A 19,805-nucleotide genomic window follows, 5' to 3' on the forward strand; every position below is an offset into this window, starting at 1 on the left:
CTCCTAAAGTATCCTTTTATGATTGCTGAAAACAAAAAAATCTCTAGCGATTACGTAATCATACATAATCACTAGAGACGAGATAACCCGCGGTACCACTCCGATTGTCCTTATGAAAAGGACCTGCTCCATCTGATAACGGTAGATGACCGTCTGCTTCGTGCAGAATTCTCCAAGTGCGCTTCGTTGCATCTTCTTCATCCGGCTTCCACCATTTCCGAACTCGCTTCGACAAGAAGGATACAAGTACTCTCTTGTTCAACAAATCATAAGCATATTAAACTTTCTTGAATTATAACAGAAAAAAAAGCGGCTGGCTAGGTGTTCTTACAAAAAAACCGTCCAGATGGTCTAAAGGAGAATAAACTCCACCTGGACGCCTTTATAAATCATTTCGCGAACACGAAAGACTTAACAGATTAATCAGCTACGATAATCGTTCCTTCTTCAGATGCTAAAAGATTCTCGATGTTCTCTAAAGAAGTGATGATTGCCTTAGCTTTTGGTTTTGCTTCAACGAATGCAATCGCTGCTTCGACTTTCGGCAGCATGCTTCCTGGGGCAAATTGGTTTTCGTCGATATACTGTTTCATTTCAGAAACAGTGACTGTTTCCAATTTCTTTTGATCTGGTTTTTGATAGTTCACATAGACATTATCGACACCTGTTAAGACGATCAGGAGATCTGCGTCGATGATTTCTGCTAATTTTTCAGAAGCAAAATCTTTATCGATCACGGCTTCTTTTCCTTCTAGACCTGTAGCGGTTTCAACGACAGGGATACCTCCGCCTCCGACTGAAACGGTGATCACGCCTTGATCCACCAATGTTTCGATCACTCTTGCTTCTTTGATCGAAATCGGTTTTGGCGAAGCAACGACTTTACGCCAGCCTCGTCCAGCATCTTCTTTGAAGGTCACATTCGAGTCAGCTGCCATTTGTTCTTTTGCTTCCTCTTCTGTGTAAAATGGCCCAACAGGTTTGCTTGGATTTTTGAATGAAGGATCATTCTCATCCACGATCACTTGTGTTACTAAAGAAACGACGTCTTTGTCGATCCCTTTTTCTTTCAAGACTTCGCCCATAGCGTTTTGCAGCCAGTAGCCGATCGAACCTTCTGTCATCGCTACACAGGTATCTAGCGGCATTGCTGGTGTCTTTTCTGAATCAGCTGCCTGCTGCTGGATCAGCAAGTTGCCGACTTGCGGTCCATTCCCGTGGGAGATGATCAGTTCATCTCCTTGTTCGATGAATTTCACTAAATATTTCGCTGTCTCCATCAATGCTTCTTGCTGTGCCTTTGCACTTGCATCTGTAGATAAGATTGCATTGCCGCCTAATGCGACAACTACTTTTCGTTTTGCCATGTCGTTCGTCCTTTCTTCAGAGATTTTCCGAATTCTATCAATGACAAAACGAGCCAGCGGTGTGTGAATGTCCCTTCTGACTGACTCGTTTTGTACGTGAGATGAATGTGGTTAGTTTTAGACTTAAACTCTAGGGATGAACAAGTTACCTAAAGTAGCCGCCATGATTGCTTTGATTGAATGCATACGGTTTTCTGCTTGATCGAATTGACGTGCATATTTGCTGCGGAACACTTCATCCGTTACTTCCATTTCAGTGATGCCGAAGCGTTCTTTCATTTGTTCGCCGTAAACAGTATTCGTATCATGGAATGCTGGTAGGCAGTGCAAGAAAATCAAACGATCTGTGTTATGCGTTTTTTCGACCATTTCCATGTTGATTTGGTAAGGTTTCAACAATTTGATACGTTCTTCGAATTTGTCTTCTTCACCCATTGATACCCAAACATCTGAGTAAAGGACATCTGCTCCGTCTACCCCTTTGTCAACATCGTCTGTGATCATTAATTGCGCACCAGATTTTGCAGCAAATTCTTCCGCCATTTGAACGATTTCTTCTTCAGGTTGTAATTCTTTTGGTGCAACGATACGCATGTTTGCACCCAAGATGGCACCTGTGACTAATAGAGAGTTTGCCATGTTGTTACGGCCGTCTCCACAGTAAGCAACAGTGATTCCTTCAACTTTTCCAAAGTTTTCTTGGATAGTCAAGAAGTCAGCGATCATTTGTGTTGGATGCCATTCGTCAGTCAGACCATTCCATACTGGAACACCTGAGAATTCTGCTAATTCTTCGACCATTTTTTGGCTGAATCCGCGGAATTCGATTCCGTCGAACATGCGACCTAATACTTTTGCAGTATCTTCAGTTGATTCTTTTTTACCTAATTGTATATCGTTAGCGCCTAGATATTCAGGGTGTGCACCTAGATCGATTGCTGCTGTTGTAAAGGCTGAACGTGTACGTGTAGATGTTTTTTCAAACAGCAATGCAATGTTTTTGCCTTCCAAGTAGTGATGAGGGATCCCACGTTTTTTCAAGTCTTTCAAATGTTCGGAAAAGTCGATCAGGTATTGTAATTCTTCTTTTGTGAAATCTTTCTCTGCTAATAAACTTCTTCCTTGGAATACTGATTCTTTCATATTAAACATTCTCCTTTAGATTGTTTTTTTTATTTAAGATTAAAGAGGAAACCCGATGGCAGCTGACAGTAAGACCACCACCGAGAAACAAACTATTTCAAGTCTTCACGTACTAATGGTTGGCTCATGCAACGTGGACCGCCACGGCCGCGTGACAATTCACTTGAATTGATTTCCAGTACTTTGATACCGTAGCTTCGCAGCAATTCGTTCGATACATAGTTACGGTTATAAGTCACTACCACGCCTGGCGCGATTGCTAATGTGTTCGAGCCGTCATTCCATTGTTCGCGTGGTGCAACGATTGCATCACCATTACCGGTCGGGATCAGCACTAGATCATCTAAGCCCAGAGCAGCTTTCATTGTTTCATGCAAGTTGTCTGAATGAGTGATCTTGATGTCATCTCCATCTGGCACGATCGTAAAGACATCGATTTTTCCTTCTTTGCTTTGGATCGCTGGATGGATTGTAAACTTATCGTAATCCACCATAGTGAACACTGTATCCAAATGCATCATCGCACGGTTGTTCGGAATCTTGATAGCCAGTACTTTTTCGAAGCCAGAATTTTTCTCGAATAAATGACGTGCTAATTTTTCTATTGCTTTGGCATTCGTACGTTGAGAAATACCAACTGCGACGACTTTATCACTTAAGATCAATTCGTCTCCACCCTCGATATGGTCAGGATTTTCTCGGTCTAACCAAACTTCTACCCCTTTGTTTGCAAATCGTGGATGGTGTTTCAAAATGTATTCTGTAAACATCGATTCGCGACGGCGTGCTTCGAAGGTCATTTTATTCACGGTCATCCCATTACCCATCGATGCGGAAGGGTCTCTTGTGAAATAAAGGTTTGGCATAGGATCCATATAAAATGGATAATCATCATCTGCTGATAGGTCATACAAACTGTTTGAACGGACTTCGATTTCTTTCGTACGTACCCCTGCCATGATCTTATCTACCATTTCTTGTGTTTCCATTGATAGAAGGAACTCATGAAGACCATCTCTCACAGCACGTGATACAATATGGGATTCATCTAGCATTTTGTTCAGGAATTGTTCTTTCACATTACCTGCATCAATTGCTTCAGCTGCTAATTTTTCAAGATACAGCGTTTCGACACCTTCATTTTGCAATGTCTTGGCAAAATTATCATGCTCTTCTTGGGCAATTGGAAGATATGGAATGTCATCGAATAACAAACGTTCCATAATATCCGGCGTTAAGTTTTCTACTTCTTGTCCAGGCCGTTTCAGTAAAACTGTCTTTAACTTCCCTATTTCAGAGAAAACGTGAATAGGTTTATCCATGTTGTGTTGCCTCCTTCTTTTTGATTACATGTTTAGAATACAGCCGTTTTGAAATCACTTTCATAATTTTATCTCATTCAAAACGAGAGATCATTCACATTAATATCTGGTAATTAAATAATTAAACGTTTTTCCAAATTTTAGGAAGTATTATTCATTTTTCGTCCTTGAATACTCTTCCAAAAAAATATTTATTCATAAAAAAAATTTTTTTGAATATTTTTCTTTATTTAGTATCTATGCGGTTGTCAGCGGTTACTTTATGTATATTTATTGTTTTTTATACAAAAATATAATTTTGACAAAAGAAATATTCAATTGTTGTGAATAAATTTCACATAATAACATTAGCTTTTTCATTTAATTAAGAAAAAACTAAATTTTCGACCATGTGTTAAAACTTTACAAATTCTTATAAAAAAGTGACAATAGAAGATAAGAACAAAGGTAATGAGAGAGTAGAAAGAAGTAAGGAGTGGATTTTTAAGTGCGAGTCAGTAAAATTGATTTCCATTTTTCAAAACTTAGATATCAACCTGATTTTGAACAATTCACAGATGAAGAATTCCAAATGATCAAAGAGCATACTGTTTTTCGTTCATATAAAAAAGGACAAATTCTATTCGACGAAGGAGATGATCGTCAAAGACTATATATTTTGACAAAGGGCCTAGTTCGCTTAGAACGTTACGATGAGAGTGCTACTTATTATTATTATGATTATGTGAATGCCAACAATCTATTCCCGATGTCCGGTATCTTTGAAGATGATACTTATTCATATACCGCCCAAGCAATGACAGATATCGAAACTTTTTACCTGCCAGCTGCTTGTTATGAAAAATTTGCAAAGAATAATCCGAATCATTTGATCTACATGATCCACAAATTATCTAAAGTGGTAGAAATGCATGAACTTCGGATCCAGATCGGCTTGACTTCTAGTGCATTCGATCGAGTCAAACAAAATCTTTTTATTCTAAAAGAAGAACTCGGGGTCCCAACAGAAGATGGTCACGTGGAGATCCCCTATCCTATCACATTGAAGGAACTGGCCGTGAACAGCGGGACTACCAGAGAAACTGCTGGCCAAGTGATCAAACAGCTCAAAGACTCTGGATTGCTGGACTATCAGAAAAAACGCTTCACATTCTGTAAAGCCGCAGTGACGCCGGCGTTGAGGGAATAATAAAAAAGGAGAACCAACAGTGTCATTCACGGTCGGTTCTCCTTTTTTGCTTCACTTCTTTTGATTCTATCAGTTAGCGGATTGGCTTTACCTAGTGCAGTCAGTCCAAAATAAATACATACCGCAAGTATTCCCTGAATCATGTTTGTGAGAAGACTTGGCGATAAATTGTTCGTCGCCAAACGGGTTACGATCATCATCACAGCTGCTGAAGACACATAGATCATCAAACGCTGATAATCGAATGTAAATCCCGTATCTTTCACGAACGCTCTTACTCTGACCAAAGTAACAAAAAATTCTGCTAGTAAATTGGCAATCACTACGCCAAAAAAGCCAAGAAACGGCAATAACAGGAGGTTACTTAAAATATTGATCATCGCTCCAATCATCACCGATCGGTTATATTCTTTTACTTTTCCTATTGGTATCAAATATTGTCGGGAAATAGACATTCCCAACGGTATAATGACAATCAGCACAGAGAAAAATGGGATCACTTGATTCACAAACAAAAACTTGTCACCAAAAAACCAAGGTACGAGTTTATCGTACACTGTCCACATGCCAAACATGATCGGTATACTGAAAAAAAGCTGTAGATGCAGCGTTTTTGTCATCAAATTCACAATTGCTCCCACCTTGTTCTTTGCAAATAAACCACTCATGTGTGGAAGCAAGACCATATCCAGTGTAGTGATCACTGTAATAAATACCGTATTCAATGTGAGGGAATTCGTATAATATCCAACTGCCGAACTGCCGATAAATAATCCTAGCAGCGTTTTATTCAAATTCGTATACAGCGTGATTGCTACTTGAGGAATAAAAAATTCAAACGCACCTTTGAAATGTGCCCAGCTTTTACTTAAGCGAGGTCTTCCAAAACAGACATAAGGTTTTAGAAAAAGCCAAACAAGAACTTGCGAAAAAACAGTCCCGATTGTTTGGATAAATATATACGCTAGAGTATCAGATTGATCTTTGACAAAAAAGACAATTGCGACAAACGTTGCTATTTGCACAAGCAAACTGGACATGCTCGTTTTCTTAAAATCTTCTATCCCCATAAAAAACCAGGAGATATCAAATAAAACCGCGACGATTGTCAAACTTTGGATGTAAAAATAAATACGTTCAGAAAAAAAACTAACCGCCAAAAGATAACAACAAAGTACCGCTATCGTCAGTGTTGCTTTAAAAAAGAAGATTTCCCAGAATAAAATAGAAATATTTTCTTTCCGATTATACGCTAGAGCGATTGCTCGATTTCCATACATCGCAACACCTAGACTTGCTACTAAAACAAAATATTGTGCAATCGAATTTGTATAATTAAAGACCCCTATCCCTGCTGGACCTAATGCAGTCGAAACAATCGGAATCGTAATGATAGGGATCACGATCTTCATTACTTGAAAAAGAGATTGATAGATAAAATTTCGAGCAATATGTTTGATTTCCTTCAATCCCTTCTAAAAATATCTCTCGTATAAACCTTCTCTTTTACATCCTGCAATTCTTCATCGAATCGATTTGAAAGGATTACGTCGCTTATCTGCTTAAATTCAGCCAAGTTTTGGATCACAGGAGAAGCAAAGAATTCTTTTTCTTTTAGGGTCGGTTCGAAAATAACCATTGAGACCCCTTTAGCTTTGATTCGCTTCATCACTCCTTGGATAGAGGAATATCGGAAATTGTCCGAATCAGCTTTCATTGTCAAACGATAGATGCCAACGATTTTGGGCTTTTTAGTCAAAATCTGTTCTGCAACGAAGTCCTTGCGTGTCTTATTTGCATCAACGATTGCTCCGATCAGATCACTAGGAACATCTGTATAATTTGCTCGAAGCTGCTTGGTATCTTTTGGTAGACAATATCCTCCATACCCAAAGGACGGGTTGTTATAATGTGTCCCGATGCGCGGATCAAGACCGACTCCTTCGATGATCTGGCGGCTATTCAAACCATGAGACTCTGCATAAGTATCAAGCTCATTGAAATACGCGACCCGAAGAGCAAGATACGTATTCGAAAATAATTTGATGGCTTCTGCTTCTGTCGAGTGTGTCAAAAGAACAGTGATGTCCTGTCCAAGCGCATTTTTATGAAAGAGATCGGCAATTTCTCTGCCCCGTTTTGTGCATTCACCGACAACGATCCGCGAAGGGTACAGATTATCAAGTAGCGCCTTTCCCTCACGCAGAAATTCAGGAGAAAAAACGATGTTTTCTGTTTGGAATTTTGCTTTCAGCTCCGATGTGTAACTGACTGGAACTGTGGATTTAATGATGAATACTGCCTCAGGATTGATCCGCAAGGCTTGTTCAATCACTGTTTCGACAGAAGACGTATTGAAATAATTCTTCTTTTCATCATAATCAGTTGGTGTCGCAATAAGCAAGTAGTCACCAAACTCCACAGCTTCCGCGAAATCCTTCGTGAAACCAATCGACAGATCGTCACGCCCTAAAAAATCCTGTATCTCTTGATCCTCGATAGGAGATTGCCTTTGTTGTAGCATGTCGATTTTTTCCTCTACTATATCATATGCCTTTACCTCATCCTGTTGACTAAGCAGCAATGCATTAGCCAAGCCGACGTAGCCAAGGCCGAATACTGAGATTTTCATTTTATCGTTTTCTCCTTTTTATTTGTTTCAAAGAAAGTAATTTTCTAGGAATCATGATTGCCAGTAATGGTTTGAAAGTGTAAATATATTGAATCCTCGAAAGCTCTAGATGCTGGAAATTTCTATATTTAAATTTGAATTCTCCAATTCGGTTTTTCCAAGAAATCTTACTGTAGTAGTGTTTGTCTTGGTAATAATAAACCAGATTCTCTTGCAAATTGTACCCTTTCATTCCTTTCCCATACATTCTTAGATATAAATCATAATCCTGTCCCCTCACAGTTTCTTTCGATACACGATAACCATCTACAGTGTCTAATGCTTTTTTTCGAAACATGACAGATGGATTGATAAATGGGCTCGTCTTTAAAAGATCATTAATTTGCGGTTTTTCTGGAACTTTCAGTTCACTATATATCCCCTCTTGATCCCATAATACCGCATTGCTTCCTACAAAATCATACGAAGAGTGAGTATCTAAAAATTCCACTTGTTTACTCATTCGTTCCACATGGCAGTAATCATCATCGTCTAGTTGCATAATATATTTACCTAATGCCTCATTAATCGCTTGATTTCTAGTAAAGGCACTTTTGGAGTTTCTTTCATTTTGAAAAATTCTGATCCTTGAATCTTTTTTGTTCAAACGAGACAACACTTCCCACGTATTATCGGTGGAACAATCATCATATAAAATAATCTCGAAATCCTGACAGCTCTGTTTTAGAACTGATTCAACAGCTCTTTCGATGGTTTTTTCTGCATTATAAGTTGGTATAATTACGCTGATCATTTCACATCTCCTTTCATTCTGTTTGCTTTATCGTTATTTTTTCTGTCATTCGACCACTGTCCTCTTTTATAAAAAGCATTGCCAATACTATCCAAAGCAAGCGGGAATTTTGTAAAGAAACACTGAACGAAAAAACAAGATTAATGGTTATAAGAAATAATAGCAGCCAATTTTTTTGAAGTAATTTGTTGATACTTGCTTTTAAAACAAAAAATAAACCGAAAATTAAAGGAAGAACACCCCATTCTACTGCTAATTGCAAAAAAGTATTATGAGCAATGATCGGACTTCCACTAATCGAACGTGCAACTGCTGAGTAATCCATGAAACCGATCCCCATAAAATGAGTGCCTGTAATCAATTCCTCAGCGGTTTCCCAAGCTTGAAATCGTCCAGAACCGCCATCGTTAATTGCCCCATTAAAATTACTAAATACAACATTTAAACGAGCAAGTTGCGGAATAGTCTGGGTGAATCTCGCTACTGTATAAATCACCTGGTCGAAAAACAAATAAAATAGACTTAATCCTATTCCTAAAAATAGAACAGCCACTGTAAGTCGCCGCAGTTGAAGTTTTACCGATATTATTTTTTTCCCTAAAAGAAGCAGATTGAGCAACAAAAACACGATAAGACCAGTCTTAGAGGCTGACAGTAAAATACTACTTACAAATACTACGCCAGCAACCATATTTATTACTTTTGCACGAAATGGCTTCATTGCCCAAATACAATAGCCACAAATCTGTAAATAAGCAAAATAATTGGGATCATTCATAAAACCTTTCAACCGCATATCTCCAAAAAGAATGAACGTACGCAAAATTGTAGGTCCTACAGCAAAAAGCACTAAACTGATACCACCTAAAATGAATGCACCGTATTTCAATCCTTTAAACACTAACTGTTTTAAATTCGGATTTTTCTTTGCAACAGAAATAGTTATCGTAAAATAGAGTAGTCCCATCACAAATTTTTGAAACGTAATCAAAATAGACATTGCTGACATGGAAATATTCAAAAATACGCTTAAATAGATAGTTGATATCAATCGTAAAGCAATCACCAACATAAAAAAGAGCAATGTATTTTTCGTAAAATATATCTTTCGTAAAACAAGCAGGTGAATAAATAGAAAAACCATGAAAAAATCACTTACAGCTATATTGATGCCAAAAAAAACTTGAGAAATATTTAATGTGAAACCAAGCCAAAACACTATATAGTCTAAGCTCTTGCCTTTTACTTCATCTATTTCATTCTCCATCACCAATGATTGACTTGTTTGCATCACATCTCACTCCCACTTGCTAACACTTCGTATACTTCGCTCATTTGATGAGCAACACGTTCTTTACTAAAATGTTGGATACTTTCATAAGCATTTTTCGAATAGGTCTCTACTGGCAATTTGCCAGAAAAAAATCTTTTCAAAATCTCATCCAACTCCTCAGTGTTCCTGACATCGAACAATTCGCCATTTTGTTTATTCGTAATCAGATCTCGATTCCCTCGAATATTTGATGCAACAATCGGTGTGCCTACGCACATCGCTTCCATTACTGAGACAGGGAGACCTTCTCGATAAGATGGAAAGAGAAATAAATCTGTATCACTTAGAATTGAAGGGATTTCTTTCGTATAACCTAATAACAACACATTTTTTTCCAATGATAATTCCTTTATTCGTTGCTCTAACTTTTTTCTTTGTTTGCCTTCTCCACAAATAACGTAGAGAAAGGGTGAATTGATTTCTTTGACGATTCTTCCTAAAGACTCAATTACAGCGATATGGTTCTTATTTTTATTTAGTTCACCGATTGACGTAAGCACTATCAATTCTTCCGGAAGAGAATATCGCTCTTTGAAATTACCAGTAGCACAATGGAACTTATCTATATCTACCCCGACACCGTTGACAAGCCTGATTTGTTTGCTGCGAAAAGTTTTACACCTATCATAATCTTCTTTATTTATCACAAGAAGAAAATCAGTATACCGAGAAAGATATTTTTCTATCGGATAAAAAAGGAGCCAGTTTTTTATAGGAGCCCCTTTAAAAAAATGGAATCCATGCGCTTGATAGAGAATTTTTGTTCCTTTTTTTCGTAATTTTGCAGCCGCAAATCTCGTCAATAGCCCCCCAACTGGTGTATTACAATGAATAATGTCAAAATTAGTTTTTTTAATCACTTTTTTCAGCTCAATATACGCTTTTACTAGATTAGGAGAGAAAGGATTTCTAGGAAAGTTAATATCGTGATACACATCACAATTAGGAATATCAAGGGAATTTTTCGGGTCAAAATCATTTTTAGCTGCCACATGGACTTCATAACCTAAGTCCTTGAAAATTTTGATATTATTTAAATGAAAAGTATTAATATGCGTCTTGACAACTGTTGCTACAAATAGAATTTTTTTTATTTTCATTTATTTGCTCCATCTCCACTAACGATTAAGTTTTTCATCTTATTTTTAGTCTGACTGGTTCATTGAAGATTCTTTGTCTTTTCCAATCAAACAAGAGGACAGAGAACCTTTTTCTTATATACATATATAAATTTCCATCAATTCTGTTTACTTTACGTATTACTTATGTAGTTATCCATTTTATGGCATTGCCATATATCTGGCTGCTCTACACACATCCCCATTGATCACATTTCTGCACGTCTTATCCATTCGTTCAATTACTTCTTGTCCGTATTTCTTCCTGATTATTTTGTATGCTTCTTTCATATGAAAGTCTCGATTTTTCCTTGCATGGGCATCAGAAGCTACCATTTGAACAAGTTGGTGCGTTATCAACTCTTCACTTAATTTTTGGATCTTTTTTCCATATATCCCTACTAAGCTCGGAGCGGTCAACTGCGCCAAGCATCCCATATTCAAGTATGGCAGCAGTTGATTAGGATTTTCTTGAAATCCGCGATTTCGTTCGGGATGAACAATAATCGGGATGATTCCTTTTTTTCGAAGTTCGTAAAAAAGGGATTCCGTAAAGGCAGGGATCTCATTTGATGGCAATTCTGCGAGCAGATAGCGATCTTCCACATCTGCAAAGAGAATATTCTCTTGTTCTATCTCTTCGATCAGCCGACTATGAATGCGTACTTCTTGCCCTTCGAATAGCGTCAGTGGCAACTTCCGTTCGTCCAACACTTTTTGAAGTTTTGGCACTGCTGCCAAGACTTCAGCTTTTGGATTTTGAAAATGCTGGTTATGATGCGGTGTACATAAGATATGAGTGATTCCTTGTCGGACAGCTTCTTCAGCCATTTCAACGGACTCTTTGAGGTTTTGTGCTCCATCATCTAGACTAGGTAGGATATGGCAATGCAAATCGATCACGTTGACGCACTCCTTTACTGATAATAATAATAATTCAGTTCATGATTGCTTTGAGCTCCATTGTAAACAACACCAAGGATGTTCGCTTTTGCGATATTCAATAGCTCTTTTGCTTTCATTAGTTCCTGTTTTTTCGTTTTCCGCTCTCTGATAACTAATAAGGTACCATCGGTTTTTGCAGCCAAGATTTGAGCATCCGTCACAGTAGCTACCGGTGGCATGTCAAATATGATCAAATCATACACTTCTTTTAATTGTTCAGTTAGTTCTTCCATTCTCTTAGATGCCAACATTTCGGATGGGTTAGGCGGCTTAGGCCCACTAGTCATAAGCCACAGATTTTCTACATTGCTTTTTGTTATATATTCACTGACTTGACTTTCCTTATCCTTATTACCTAAGAGATTACTCAATCCCATCACATTCGGTAACTGGAACGTCAAAGCAACACTCGGCTTTCGAAGATCTGCATCAACAAGCAGGACCTTTTTCCCACTGTTGGCAAAGACAACTGCTAGATTTGCAGCGGTTGTCGACTTGCCTTCTCCAGGACCCGAGGAAGTGACAACGACCGTATTCAGTTCATGATCCACCGCACTGAATTGGATATTGGAACGTATCGTCCGATATTGCTCAGAAATCACAGCATTTTGATCCGCTACAGTGACTAGCGAAATAGGCATGATAGTACTTTTTTTCTTTTTCATCTTGATCTCCTTATATTCGATTTCTGGAACGTCTGCTGATACGGGCATCTTCTTCCTCAATAAAAGTCGGTACCGTCTCGATCAATCGTCCTTTTTCCAATTCTTTACTGCTCATCTCATTGATCGTTCCTATCATTGGCAATCCCAGTTCTTCGATAGCAAATCGTTCATCCTTTACTGTTTTGTCTAGCAGTTCGATCAAAAAAGTCAGTCCGATTCCGATGACCAATCCCAAGAGAGCTCCGATTACCGCATTCAATTTATTATTAGGTGATACAGGTACAGGAATGCTTTGGGCATCCGAGGTGATCGTCACTTTGTTCACATCCAGAACATCCGTGGCTTTTTCCTTGAAAACAGCAGCGGTCAGATTAGCAATATCTGCTGCTTCATCAGGATTGTTCGTTGTTGCTTTGATTTGGAACATTTGTGAGTTTTGGGATTGTTCTACGCTGACGATCCCTTTCAGTTGGCTTTTATTCAACTGGAGATGGAAATCTGTTTCCAATTGTTGCTGCACATCATTCAACACTACGTCACCCATGATCATATCTTTATATGTATTGATCAAAAGGACATTTGCGTTGACATCCGCCTGCAAGTTCGTATTGGCTCCATCACTTTTCGATTGGACAATCAATTCTGCTGATGAGCTGAATTTCGGTGTAATCAAAAAGAAAGTTACACCAGAAGCTAGAGCCAGACCTGCTAGTGTTACAATAAGGATCAGCAATAATCTTTTTCTCAAAATCCCAAAAATTTCTCCTAAGTTCATCGTCTCTTCCATTTTTTCTCCACTTTCTATGATTAGATTCTGCGCGTGAATTTTCGTTTTCGGACTAATTCGCTGATCAGCCATAAAACAACGCCCACAACTACAGCAGTTATTCCCCACTTGATAAAAGTTAAAACAAATTCGTTCAGATAAGTCGTTAAAAAGTCATATAATGATTTCGAACGGATACCTAAATGGTCGATTTTCCGTGAAAAGTAGACAAAAAGAGGAAGTACTAAAAGCATCAGACCAGCACCACCAAACACATACGCAAAATAACGTATTGCACGATGCCAGAAACGCCCAGTCAACGAAACGATAGCTGCTAACAACAAGAAAAAAACCGCTCCTGTAAAAATCATAATCAATGTCAGCGTTTTAGAATAACCCATAACTTTTTTTCCATAATTTAAAATATAAGGAATCTCTATATATTGGCTGAACGAATCTGCTGCCGATTGTTTCAAGCGATCGATTGCGCCTTGTGTCTCACTGGTGATCGAGTATCCTTTTTCTTTCGCGTATGTCTCAATGTTCGTCTGGATCGTCTGTTGGATCTGAGCATTTCCTTCAACTGTAAACGGAAGTTCAGTGTAGATACTCTGGATATAACGTTCGATATTTCTTTTGACTAGGGACTGGGAAGCTGTTTCAGCTAGCACTTCTGCTGGAACATTGCTCCCCCTTCCCAGATCACCGATTGTTTCATTGATTTCTTCTGTAATTGTTTTGGAGTAATCTGCACTATTTGCCGTACTAATCATAAATTCCTGATTAAAAAGTGTCGTTTTTATCACTCCAAGGCTCAGTAAAGCAAATAAGCTGAGCGAACAAATAAATGCGAGGATCCACCTTGATGCTTTCCTCATAACTTTCCGAGTACTCATAGTTTCCCCCTATTTATTTGGATTAATCATCGGACCATCAATCAGATCACAAATGACAAAAAGTCGTTCGTCAGTCATCCCTAGACTATCGACTGGATAACAAGTGTAAAGCATTACTGTCGGTTTTTGTTTTTGGTCGATCAACTGACTGATTTCTCGATCATCATAACGACGAACAATGATTTTTTTTACTTGGTAAAGATAATTTGCATAAGATGTTTTGACGCTGACGACATCTCCCACTTGGCTTCCAATCAGTAGTCCAAACTCATCTATATTGTGCCCGCCAATCAATGTGGTTCCTCTCTCTCCAGGATAGACCGATCCCATGTATTGACCGGCGCCTTGGCGCAATATCTCGTCGGTGTCTCCATAATACAAAGGCACATCTATTTTTAACGAATCGATGATTATCTTGCCGTATTGCTCACCGCCTTTTGGGTAGGCAATCTGGGTAGAAGATAATTCGTTATTCTCATCTTTTTTCACTTCTTTTTCTTCTATTTCTGTAAATACTTGTTGTTTTTTATCAAATTCAGGTACGTCAGATAGTAAGAATAATTGTAAAGACGAGGTCGCAAAATGGATGACAGGTTGCCCTACGATGTACATGATAGAGTAGCCGGCTGTTAAAAAAAGGATAGGAGCAAAAAATAATGCTCCTATTCTTTTCAAAAGTGTGCGTTTTTTACGCAAGCTTTGTTTTCTTACTTATTACGAACGCACCCGCTGCGACGAATAACAATGCTCCAACTGCGATAAAACTTGAAGCAAAGCTCGCACCTGTTTGTTTCACTGCTTGTTTTGAACTGAAGGCTGGTGAAGTTGTTCCATCAGAATTTTGCACACCGAATTGGATATCTCCTTGATTCCAGCTTAGAACCACTAAGCCTAGTGCATTAGCTGCAGCTGTCACATGCTGTTGAATCTGTACGATAACATCACGTGGCAAGGCTTTGATCAAATCATCCAGTGTACTGACACCTGATAGATCGACTGTAAGAGACGTCAAAAGTGTCTTTACCGACTGGATATTCGAAACTACTATCTCCACCTGAGCGTTTGTCAACTCATTTTGTTTCAAGTAGTTTTCAGCTTGTGTCACATCTTTCGTTGGTACAGTGAATTCTTTTTCCTGGATCCGAACGGGTTCATTCAATTCATTCAATATTCTTTGTTCGTTGTCAGAAATAGCCCCAACTGCATCAACTGGCAGCGCAAACATAAAAACAGTAAAAAATACAACCACATAACTAACAAGTTTTCCCATTTATTGGACCTCCTTTTTTATTATTTGAAAAAGGGACTTCCCTTTTCCAGTGATTTATTTGGAAAACAACAATAACACACTTTTTAATAATTATTTTCCATTTTTAATATTATCACAGACGCCAGCCTAACACAATTTATATAATAACATCTTTATTTAAAATGATTATAAATAAGTAATTAGTACGAAAGCAATATCAACTTTATTATAGCGCATTTTCACAACAAAAAAAGTATATTAAAAAAAATTAAAATAACAATCATTACGTTTAGGATTCTGAAATTAAACGTTAATAAAAATCAGTTAAAAGTAACTAAAGTTATTTCTGGCTGATTACAAAAAACCGGAAGCATCCTGCTTCCGGCATAGTAAATCCTTTATTTCATTTTTTTCGATGCAGCATTTTTCAGCGGCGGTCAAGCCAATATTAGGCTCGGATCAGCGTTTAATTCATACCCGGCAAAATGCTGTTTTTGCATTTCTACATGTGCTGCTGCTCCAATCATCGCTGCATTGTCTCCACACAGACGTAGCGGTGGGATGATCAGTTCGATTTCAGGCAATTCAGCTGTCAATGCTTCTTTTAGCCCTTCTCGCAGTCCTTGGTTTGCTGCCACGCCGCCTGCAACTACCAGTTGTTTCACTGGATAAGCTTTACATGCGCGAAGCGTTTTTTCAACTAGTACATCAACGACACTGGCTTGGAAACTGGCTGCTAAATCGTTCCTGTCCAATTCCTCACCTCGCTGTTGTGCATTATGCACCAGATTGATGAAAGCACTTTTCAATCCACTAAAACTGAAATCGTAATTCGCTTCATGAATCATTGCCCGCGGAAAATGATAAGCATCTTTTCCCTTGTGTGCTAATTGATCGATTTCTTTACCGCTTGGATAACTAAGACCTAATACACGTCCGACTTTATCATAAGCTTCTCCAGCTGCATCATCTCTCGTCTCACCGATAATTTCATAGGAGCCGTCTTCTGCCATGTAAACCAGTTCCGTATGTCCCCCACTGACTAACAAGGCGATTAGCGGAAACTCGAAAGGTTTGACAAACCGTGCGGCATAAATGTGTCCTGCCATATGATTGACTGGGATCAACGGCAGGTGGTTTGCCCATGCAAATGCTTTTGCTGCTGAGATACCGATCAGTAGCGAACCCACAAGACCAGGTCCGTAAGTAACAGCTACGGCAGACAACTGGTCGACGGACACGTTCGCTTCTGCTAGAGCATCTTCTATACATAAGGTGATTTGTTCGACATGGTGTCGACTGGCCACTTCAGGTACGACCCCGCCAAATCGTTTGTGACTGTTGATTTGTGAAGCCACGATATTCGAGAGGATCTCTGTCCCGTTTTTGACGACCGCGACACTTGTTTCATCACAACTTGATTCAACTGCCAGAATCAATTCTTCATTCATTTCATCGTCTCCATTTTTAACTTTGTACACATGATCACAGCGTCTTCCGTCGGGTCATGATAATAAGATTTACGTTTTCCTAATACACGGAACTTCTCCGATTCGTACAGATGTTTCGCTACCTCATTCGATAGACGGACTTCCAGAAATACAGTGAATGTGCCCTTTTCCTTTTCCTGATCCAGTAAATAACGAAGCAAGTGACGAGCATATCCTTTTCCCTGTTCACGTGTCGAAACTGCGATATTGGTGATCTCTACTTCATCAATGATCCTCGTATAACCGATAAATCCCTGGATCGTTCCTTCTTCGAACAATAAAAGATATTCCGTATGAGGTTGTTTGATATCTGCTAAAAACTGCTCCTTCGTCCATGGCGATCCATAGCTGTAAGCTTCTTCACTAAGTGTCCATAGTTCTTGTGCAAGTTGTTCTTGTTTGAAATCTTTTTTTTGATAAATCAACTGTATTCACTCGTTTTCTAAAATTTTGACCATATCCAGCGCATCCTCATTGTTTTCTGAATAATAGCCTTTTTTTATTCTTCTGGATTGGAATCCCAGCTTTCGATAGAGTCTCTGCGCATCCTGATTGCTCATTCGGACTTCCAACGAGAGAGTCTCACAGCGATTTATTATAGCAAAGTTCTCGATTTCGTCAATGAGAAGGGTCCCGATGCTTTTTCGCTGATAAGACGGGATCACCGCGATATTCGTGATATGGCAATCTAACCCCAAAACTCTGGCGCCAACAAAACCGAATAACTTCTCGCCTTCAAAAATCCCTAGATACAGATTGGTGAACGGAGATTTGAGCTCTGACAAAAAGGCGCTTTTTGTCCACGGTAGCTCGCCTGCATAGACTTCCCGTTCTACATCCAGTAATTCCTTGATGTCTTCTGGCGTTAACTCTCGGAGCGAGTATATCGCACCGATCGCTTCGATCTTTTTTTCGGCATATTCTGTTTTTTCTTGAAATAAACTTCTCGCATAAGCTTTAAATTTTTTCAACATAGCTTTCCGCTCCGGGTGTATGTGTCTCCAACCATTTTTCTTCTGCTTCGACTCGTTTCAAATAACGTGGAAGAAATTGCTGGATATCAGCAGGCTGTTCTTCTTCTCCAAGCTGCGCTACAACCACTCCACTCGGGATGTCCCAAGAAGCAACAGGATTGATTTGAGCATTCGGCAAAGCTTCTTTAATTTCCAGCACAAATTTTTGACAATCACTGCCGACAAAGTAAATCGGTTCATTTTGTTTATTTAATTGATCAAACAGCTCTTCTGAGGCAATATGTACATCTTCCAGTACTGTTTCTAACATATCGTTCTGCCAGCGATATGCACCTGCATACACATTTTTTCTGCGCGCGTCAAACAAAGGCACGATCAACCCCTTTATGCCGATGCAATTCGCAGCGATCGCTTTGAGGCTTGAAACACCCGTCAACTCTTTTTTCAATGTGTAAGCCATTGTTTTAGCCGTAGTCACACCGATACGTAATCCTGTATAAGAACCAGGGCCATCCGAGACAGCGATTCGATCGATCTCTTCTGGAGTCAGCTGGATATCTGTAAACAGCTGATAGATTGCAGGCATCAGTGTCACACTATGGTTTCTTTTCTTATTAGTTTGGATTTGTCCAAGGATGAGCCCATCCTTTATCACACCGACAGCTAACGTTTGATTGGCTGTATCTATTCCTAAAGTAATCATTTATTTGTTCCTTTCTGCTCTAACTGTTTTCGTCCCTTTATTGTAGCATACTTCTTTAACAGGTGAGCAAAAAACTGTAACCCAGACAAGATGAAAGAGAAAATGTCGATTTTCGCCTGACCCTTCCATCCATTCTTGCTTGTGTTTTTAAGCAAGTAAAAAAACTGCGCCACTATAGGTACAGTTTTTTTCATTGATTCTCGTTTTCCTTGTCAGCGAGTCGAATCACGCAAGACCAGTTCTGTCTCTATAATGATTTTTCTGGCAACCGGCGTTTTTGATTCTGTCAATTGGAGAATCGTCTCCACTGCCAGCTCGCCCATCCATTCGGTGTAGACTTTGATCGTCGAAAGAGACGGAGACACATATTTCGCTACGCTGATATCATTGAATCCGATAACAGAGATGTCTTCAGGCACATTCATCCCTTTTTCCTGAATTGCTTTTAAAGCTCCGATCGCTAAGGCATCATTTGCGGCAAATAGGGAATCGGGTATTGTTTTTGCTGTCTGCAAAAAATCTTTCACCGCCTGATACCCTGATTCCATTGTAAAATCAGCTTCGATGATCGCTCCTTCAGTATATTTTTTATCTGACAGCACTTGCTTGAAAGCGGCCACTCTCGGATCGGCTACTTGCTGATGATCTTTCTTTGTGAATTCTTTGCCTGCAAGCATCGCGATGTTTTGTGCATGATGGCTGAGAAAATAATCGACCACTTTTTCTACACTGGAATAAAAATCGACGATCAGCGAATCGATCCCCTGGCCGGTCCCATCTGAATCGACTAATAGAAGATTATTTTGGGAAGCTTTTAGCTCTTGAAGCTGATTCTCATCAAACTTCCCCAATGCGATCGTTCCATCTGCTGGAGTCTCGGTGATCGAATCCCACGTTTCCTTCAATAAAATGACATTTGCTTCTTCTGCTTTTTTTTCGACCCCCAAGCGGATAGCTAGATAATACAGATCTTCTAATTCTTCTGTATCATCATACCATTGGATCAAACGCAATGTTTGTTTATTCGCATGCCCGCTTTTTCGATGTTTCGTATAGTTCAGCTGCTCTGCCGCTTCGAAAATTTTCTGCTTGGTTTTCAATCCTACAGAAATCTCCGGATCATAATTAAGCACTCTGGAGACAGTGGCAGGAGAAACACCTGCCAGCTGTGCGATATCTTTAATAGTTGCCAACTTTGTCTCTCCCTCCTTCTCAACACC

21 protein-coding genes are annotated in these 19,805 nt (G+C 39.1%); 1 reads left to right on the top strand and 20 read right to left on the bottom strand.

The features are described 5' to 3' along the window. Nucleotides 1-3: 3 nt before the first annotated feature. The 4 genes from G7Y42_RS05990 to arcA form a co-directional block, all read right to left on the bottom strand. On the bottom strand, nt 4-201 hold the full coding sequence (locus G7Y42_RS05990) for a hypothetical protein (RefSeq protein ID WP_165004806.1): 198 nt from the start codon (nt 199-201) through the stop codon (nt 4-6). A 218-nt stretch (nt 202-419) separates the two neighbouring features. Further along, nucleotides 420-1,367, bottom strand: coding sequence for a carbamate kinase (gene arcC / locus G7Y42_RS05995; protein WP_165004804.1), 948 nt, complete (start codon nt 1,365-1,367; stop codon nt 420-422). Nucleotides 1,368-1,490: 123 nt separating this feature from the next. After that, the gene (argF, locus tag G7Y42_RS06000) at nt 1,491-2,510 is read right to left on the bottom strand and encodes an ornithine carbamoyltransferase (RefSeq protein WP_165004802.1); all 1,020 of its coding nucleotides are present in this window, start codon (nt 2,508-2,510) and stop codon (nt 1,491-1,493) included. 92 nt (nt 2,511-2,602) lie between these two features. Continuing rightward, entirely contained in the window at nt 2,603-3,832 is a 1,230-nt protein-coding gene (gene arcA, locus G7Y42_RS06005) for an arginine deiminase (RefSeq protein WP_165004800.1), read from the bottom strand. 487 nt (nt 3,833-4,319) lie between these two features. Here arcA and G7Y42_RS06010 point away from each other — a divergent pair, with 487 nt between their 5' ends. Beyond that, nucleotides 4,320-5,021 carry a Crp/Fnr family transcriptional regulator gene (locus G7Y42_RS06010; RefSeq protein ID WP_165004798.1) on the top strand — a complete coding sequence of 234 codons (702 nt, stop codon included), beginning with the start codon at nt 4,320-4,322 and terminating at the stop codon, nt 5,019-5,021. 26 nt (nt 5,022-5,047) lie between these two features. Here the strand turns inward: G7Y42_RS06010 and G7Y42_RS06015 are convergent, their stop codons facing one another. From G7Y42_RS06015 to G7Y42_RS06090, 16 genes are all read right to left on the bottom strand, one after another. Continuing rightward, nucleotides 5,048-6,481: an oligosaccharide flippase family protein gene (locus G7Y42_RS06015; protein ID WP_165004949.1), complete on the bottom strand. Its 1,434-nt coding sequence runs from the start codon at nt 6,479-6,481 to the stop codon at nt 5,048-5,050. A gap of 5 nt (nt 6,482-6,486) precedes the next feature. Then, a complete protein-coding gene (locus G7Y42_RS06020) occupies nt 6,487-7,653 on the bottom strand; it encodes a nucleotide sugar dehydrogenase (RefSeq protein WP_165004796.1) in 1,167 nt (388 codons plus the stop codon). 1 nt (nt 7,654) lies between these two features. Beyond that, nucleotides 7,655-8,446 (bottom strand): glycosyltransferase family 2 protein, encoded by a 792-nt coding sequence (locus G7Y42_RS06025; RefSeq protein ID WP_165004794.1) that lies wholly within the window; start codon nt 8,444-8,446, stop codon nt 7,655-7,657. A gap of 13 nt (nt 8,447-8,459) precedes the next feature. Then, on the bottom strand, nt 8,460-9,737 hold the full coding sequence (locus G7Y42_RS06030; RefSeq protein WP_241161918.1) for an O-antigen ligase family protein: 1,278 nt from the start codon (nt 9,735-9,737) through the stop codon (nt 8,460-8,462). Beyond that, nucleotides 9,737-10,879, bottom strand: coding sequence for a glycosyltransferase family 4 protein (locus tag G7Y42_RS06035; protein ID WP_165004792.1), 1,143 nt, complete (start codon nt 10,877-10,879; stop codon nt 9,737-9,739). Before G7Y42_RS06035 ends, G7Y42_RS06030 begins: the two co-directional genes overlap by 1 nt. 180 nt (nt 10,880-11,059) lie before the next feature. Then, nucleotides 11,060-11,800: a CpsB/CapC family capsule biosynthesis tyrosine phosphatase gene (locus G7Y42_RS06040; RefSeq protein ID WP_165004790.1), complete on the bottom strand. Its 741-nt coding sequence runs from the start codon at nt 11,798-11,800 to the stop codon at nt 11,060-11,062. Between the two features lie 14 nt (nt 11,801-11,814). Beyond that, complete coding sequence (locus tag G7Y42_RS06045) at nt 11,815-12,507, bottom strand: CpsD/CapB family tyrosine-protein kinase (RefSeq protein WP_165004788.1); 693 nt, start codon at nt 12,505-12,507, stop codon at nt 11,815-11,817. Between the two features lie 10 nt (nt 12,508-12,517). Next, a complete protein-coding gene (locus tag G7Y42_RS06050; protein ID WP_165004786.1) occupies nt 12,518-13,294 on the bottom strand; it encodes a Wzz/FepE/Etk N-terminal domain-containing protein in 777 nt (258 codons plus the stop codon). Nucleotides 13,295-13,314: 20 nt separating this feature from the next. Then, entirely contained in the window at nt 13,315-14,079 is a 765-nt protein-coding gene (locus G7Y42_RS06055) for a hypothetical protein (RefSeq protein WP_165037848.1), read from the bottom strand. Between the two features lie 99 nt (nt 14,080-14,178). Continuing rightward, nucleotides 14,179-14,781 carry a class D sortase gene (locus tag G7Y42_RS06060; protein ID WP_165004781.1) on the bottom strand — a complete coding sequence of 201 codons (603 nt, stop codon included), beginning with the start codon at nt 14,779-14,781 and terminating at the stop codon, nt 14,179-14,181. A 76-nt stretch (nt 14,782-14,857) separates the two neighbouring features. After that, entirely contained in the window at nt 14,858-15,439 is a 582-nt protein-coding gene (locus G7Y42_RS06065; RefSeq protein WP_165004779.1) for an LPXTG cell wall anchor domain-containing protein, read from the bottom strand. Nucleotides 15,440-15,855: 416 nt separating this feature from the next. Further along, nucleotides 15,856-16,869 (bottom strand): tRNA (adenosine(37)-N6)-threonylcarbamoyltransferase complex transferase subunit TsaD, encoded by a 1,014-nt coding sequence (tsaD, locus tag G7Y42_RS06070; RefSeq protein WP_165004777.1) that lies wholly within the window; start codon nt 16,867-16,869, stop codon nt 15,856-15,858. After that, nucleotides 16,866-17,333 (bottom strand): ribosomal protein S18-alanine N-acetyltransferase, encoded by a 468-nt coding sequence (gene rimI / locus G7Y42_RS06075; protein ID WP_165004775.1) that lies wholly within the window; start codon nt 17,331-17,333, stop codon nt 16,866-16,868. Before rimI (G7Y42_RS06075) ends, tsaD begins: the two co-directional genes overlap by 4 nt. 6 nt (nt 17,334-17,339) lie before the next feature. Then, nucleotides 17,340-17,882: a ribosomal protein S18-alanine N-acetyltransferase gene (rimI, locus tag G7Y42_RS06080; protein WP_165037850.1), complete on the bottom strand. Its 543-nt coding sequence runs from the start codon at nt 17,880-17,882 to the stop codon at nt 17,340-17,342. Beyond that, complete coding sequence (tsaB, locus tag G7Y42_RS06085) at nt 17,866-18,585, bottom strand: tRNA (adenosine(37)-N6)-threonylcarbamoyltransferase complex dimerization subunit type 1 TsaB (protein ID WP_165004771.1); 720 nt, start codon at nt 18,583-18,585, stop codon at nt 17,866-17,868. Before tsaB ends, rimI (G7Y42_RS06080) begins: the two co-directional genes overlap by 17 nt. Nucleotides 18,586-18,797: 212 nt before the next feature. Continuing rightward, a complete protein-coding gene (locus G7Y42_RS06090; RefSeq protein WP_165004769.1) occupies nt 18,798-19,778 on the bottom strand; it encodes a LacI family DNA-binding transcriptional regulator in 981 nt (326 codons plus the stop codon). Between the last annotated feature and the right edge of the window lie 27 nt (nt 19,779-19,805).

This window comes from Enterococcus sp. ZJ1622, from assembly GCF_011038845.1.
Taxonomy (GTDB): Bacteria; Bacillota; Bacilli; order Lactobacillales; family Enterococcaceae; genus Enterococcus_B.

Excerpts from the sequence above, each read along its gene's own strand:
- G7Y42_RS05990 (WP_165004806.1), bottom strand. The coding sequence starts at position 201 with ATGAAGAAGATGCAACGAAGCGCACTTGGAGAATTCTGCACGAAGCAG.
- arcC (WP_165004804.1), bottom strand. The coding sequence starts at position 1,367 with ATGGCAAAACGAAAAGTAGTTGTCGCATTAGGCGGCAATGCAATCTTA.
- argF (WP_165004802.1), bottom strand. The coding sequence starts at position 2,510 with ATGAAAGAATCAGTATTCCAAGGAAGAAGTTTATTAGCAGAGAAAGAT.
- arcA (WP_165004800.1), bottom strand. The coding sequence starts at position 3,832 with ATGGATAAACCTATTCACGTTTTCTCTGAAATAGGGAAGTTAAAGACA.
- G7Y42_RS06020 (WP_165004796.1), bottom strand. The coding sequence starts at position 7,653 with ATGAAAATCTCAGTATTCGGCCTTGGCTACGTCGGCTTGGCTAATGCA.
- G7Y42_RS06025 (WP_165004794.1), bottom strand. The coding sequence starts at position 8,446 with ATGATCAGCGTAATTATACCAACTTATAATGCAGAAAAAACCATCGAA.
- G7Y42_RS06030 (WP_241161918.1), bottom strand. The coding sequence starts at position 9,737 with ATGCAAACAAGTCAATCATTGGTGATGGAGAATGAAATAGATGAAGTA.
- G7Y42_RS06035 (WP_165004792.1), bottom strand. The coding sequence starts at position 10,879 with ATGAAAATAAAAAAAATTCTATTTGTAGCAACAGTTGTCAAGACGCAT.
- G7Y42_RS06045 (WP_165004788.1), bottom strand. The coding sequence starts at position 12,507 with ATGAAAAAGAAAAAAAGTACTATCATGCCTATTTCGCTAGTCACTGTA.
- G7Y42_RS06050 (WP_165004786.1), bottom strand. The coding sequence starts at position 13,294 with ATGGAAGAGACGATGAACTTAGGAGAAATTTTTGGGATTTTGAGAAAA.
- G7Y42_RS06060 (WP_165004781.1), bottom strand. The coding sequence starts at position 14,781 with ATGTACATCGTAGGGCAACCTGTCATCCATTTTGCGACCTCGTCTTTA.
- G7Y42_RS06065 (WP_165004779.1), bottom strand. The coding sequence starts at position 15,439 with ATGGGAAAACTTGTTAGTTATGTGGTTGTATTTTTTACTGTTTTTATG.
- tsaD (WP_165004777.1), bottom strand. The coding sequence starts at position 16,869 with ATGAATGAAGAATTGATTCTGGCAGTTGAATCAAGTTGTGATGAAACA.
- rimI (WP_165037850.1), bottom strand. The coding sequence starts at position 17,882 with ATGTTGAAAAAATTTAAAGCTTATGCGAGAAGTTTATTTCAAGAAAAA.
- tsaB (WP_165004771.1), bottom strand. The coding sequence starts at position 18,585 with ATGATTACTTTAGGAATAGATACAGCCAATCAAACGTTAGCTGTCGGT.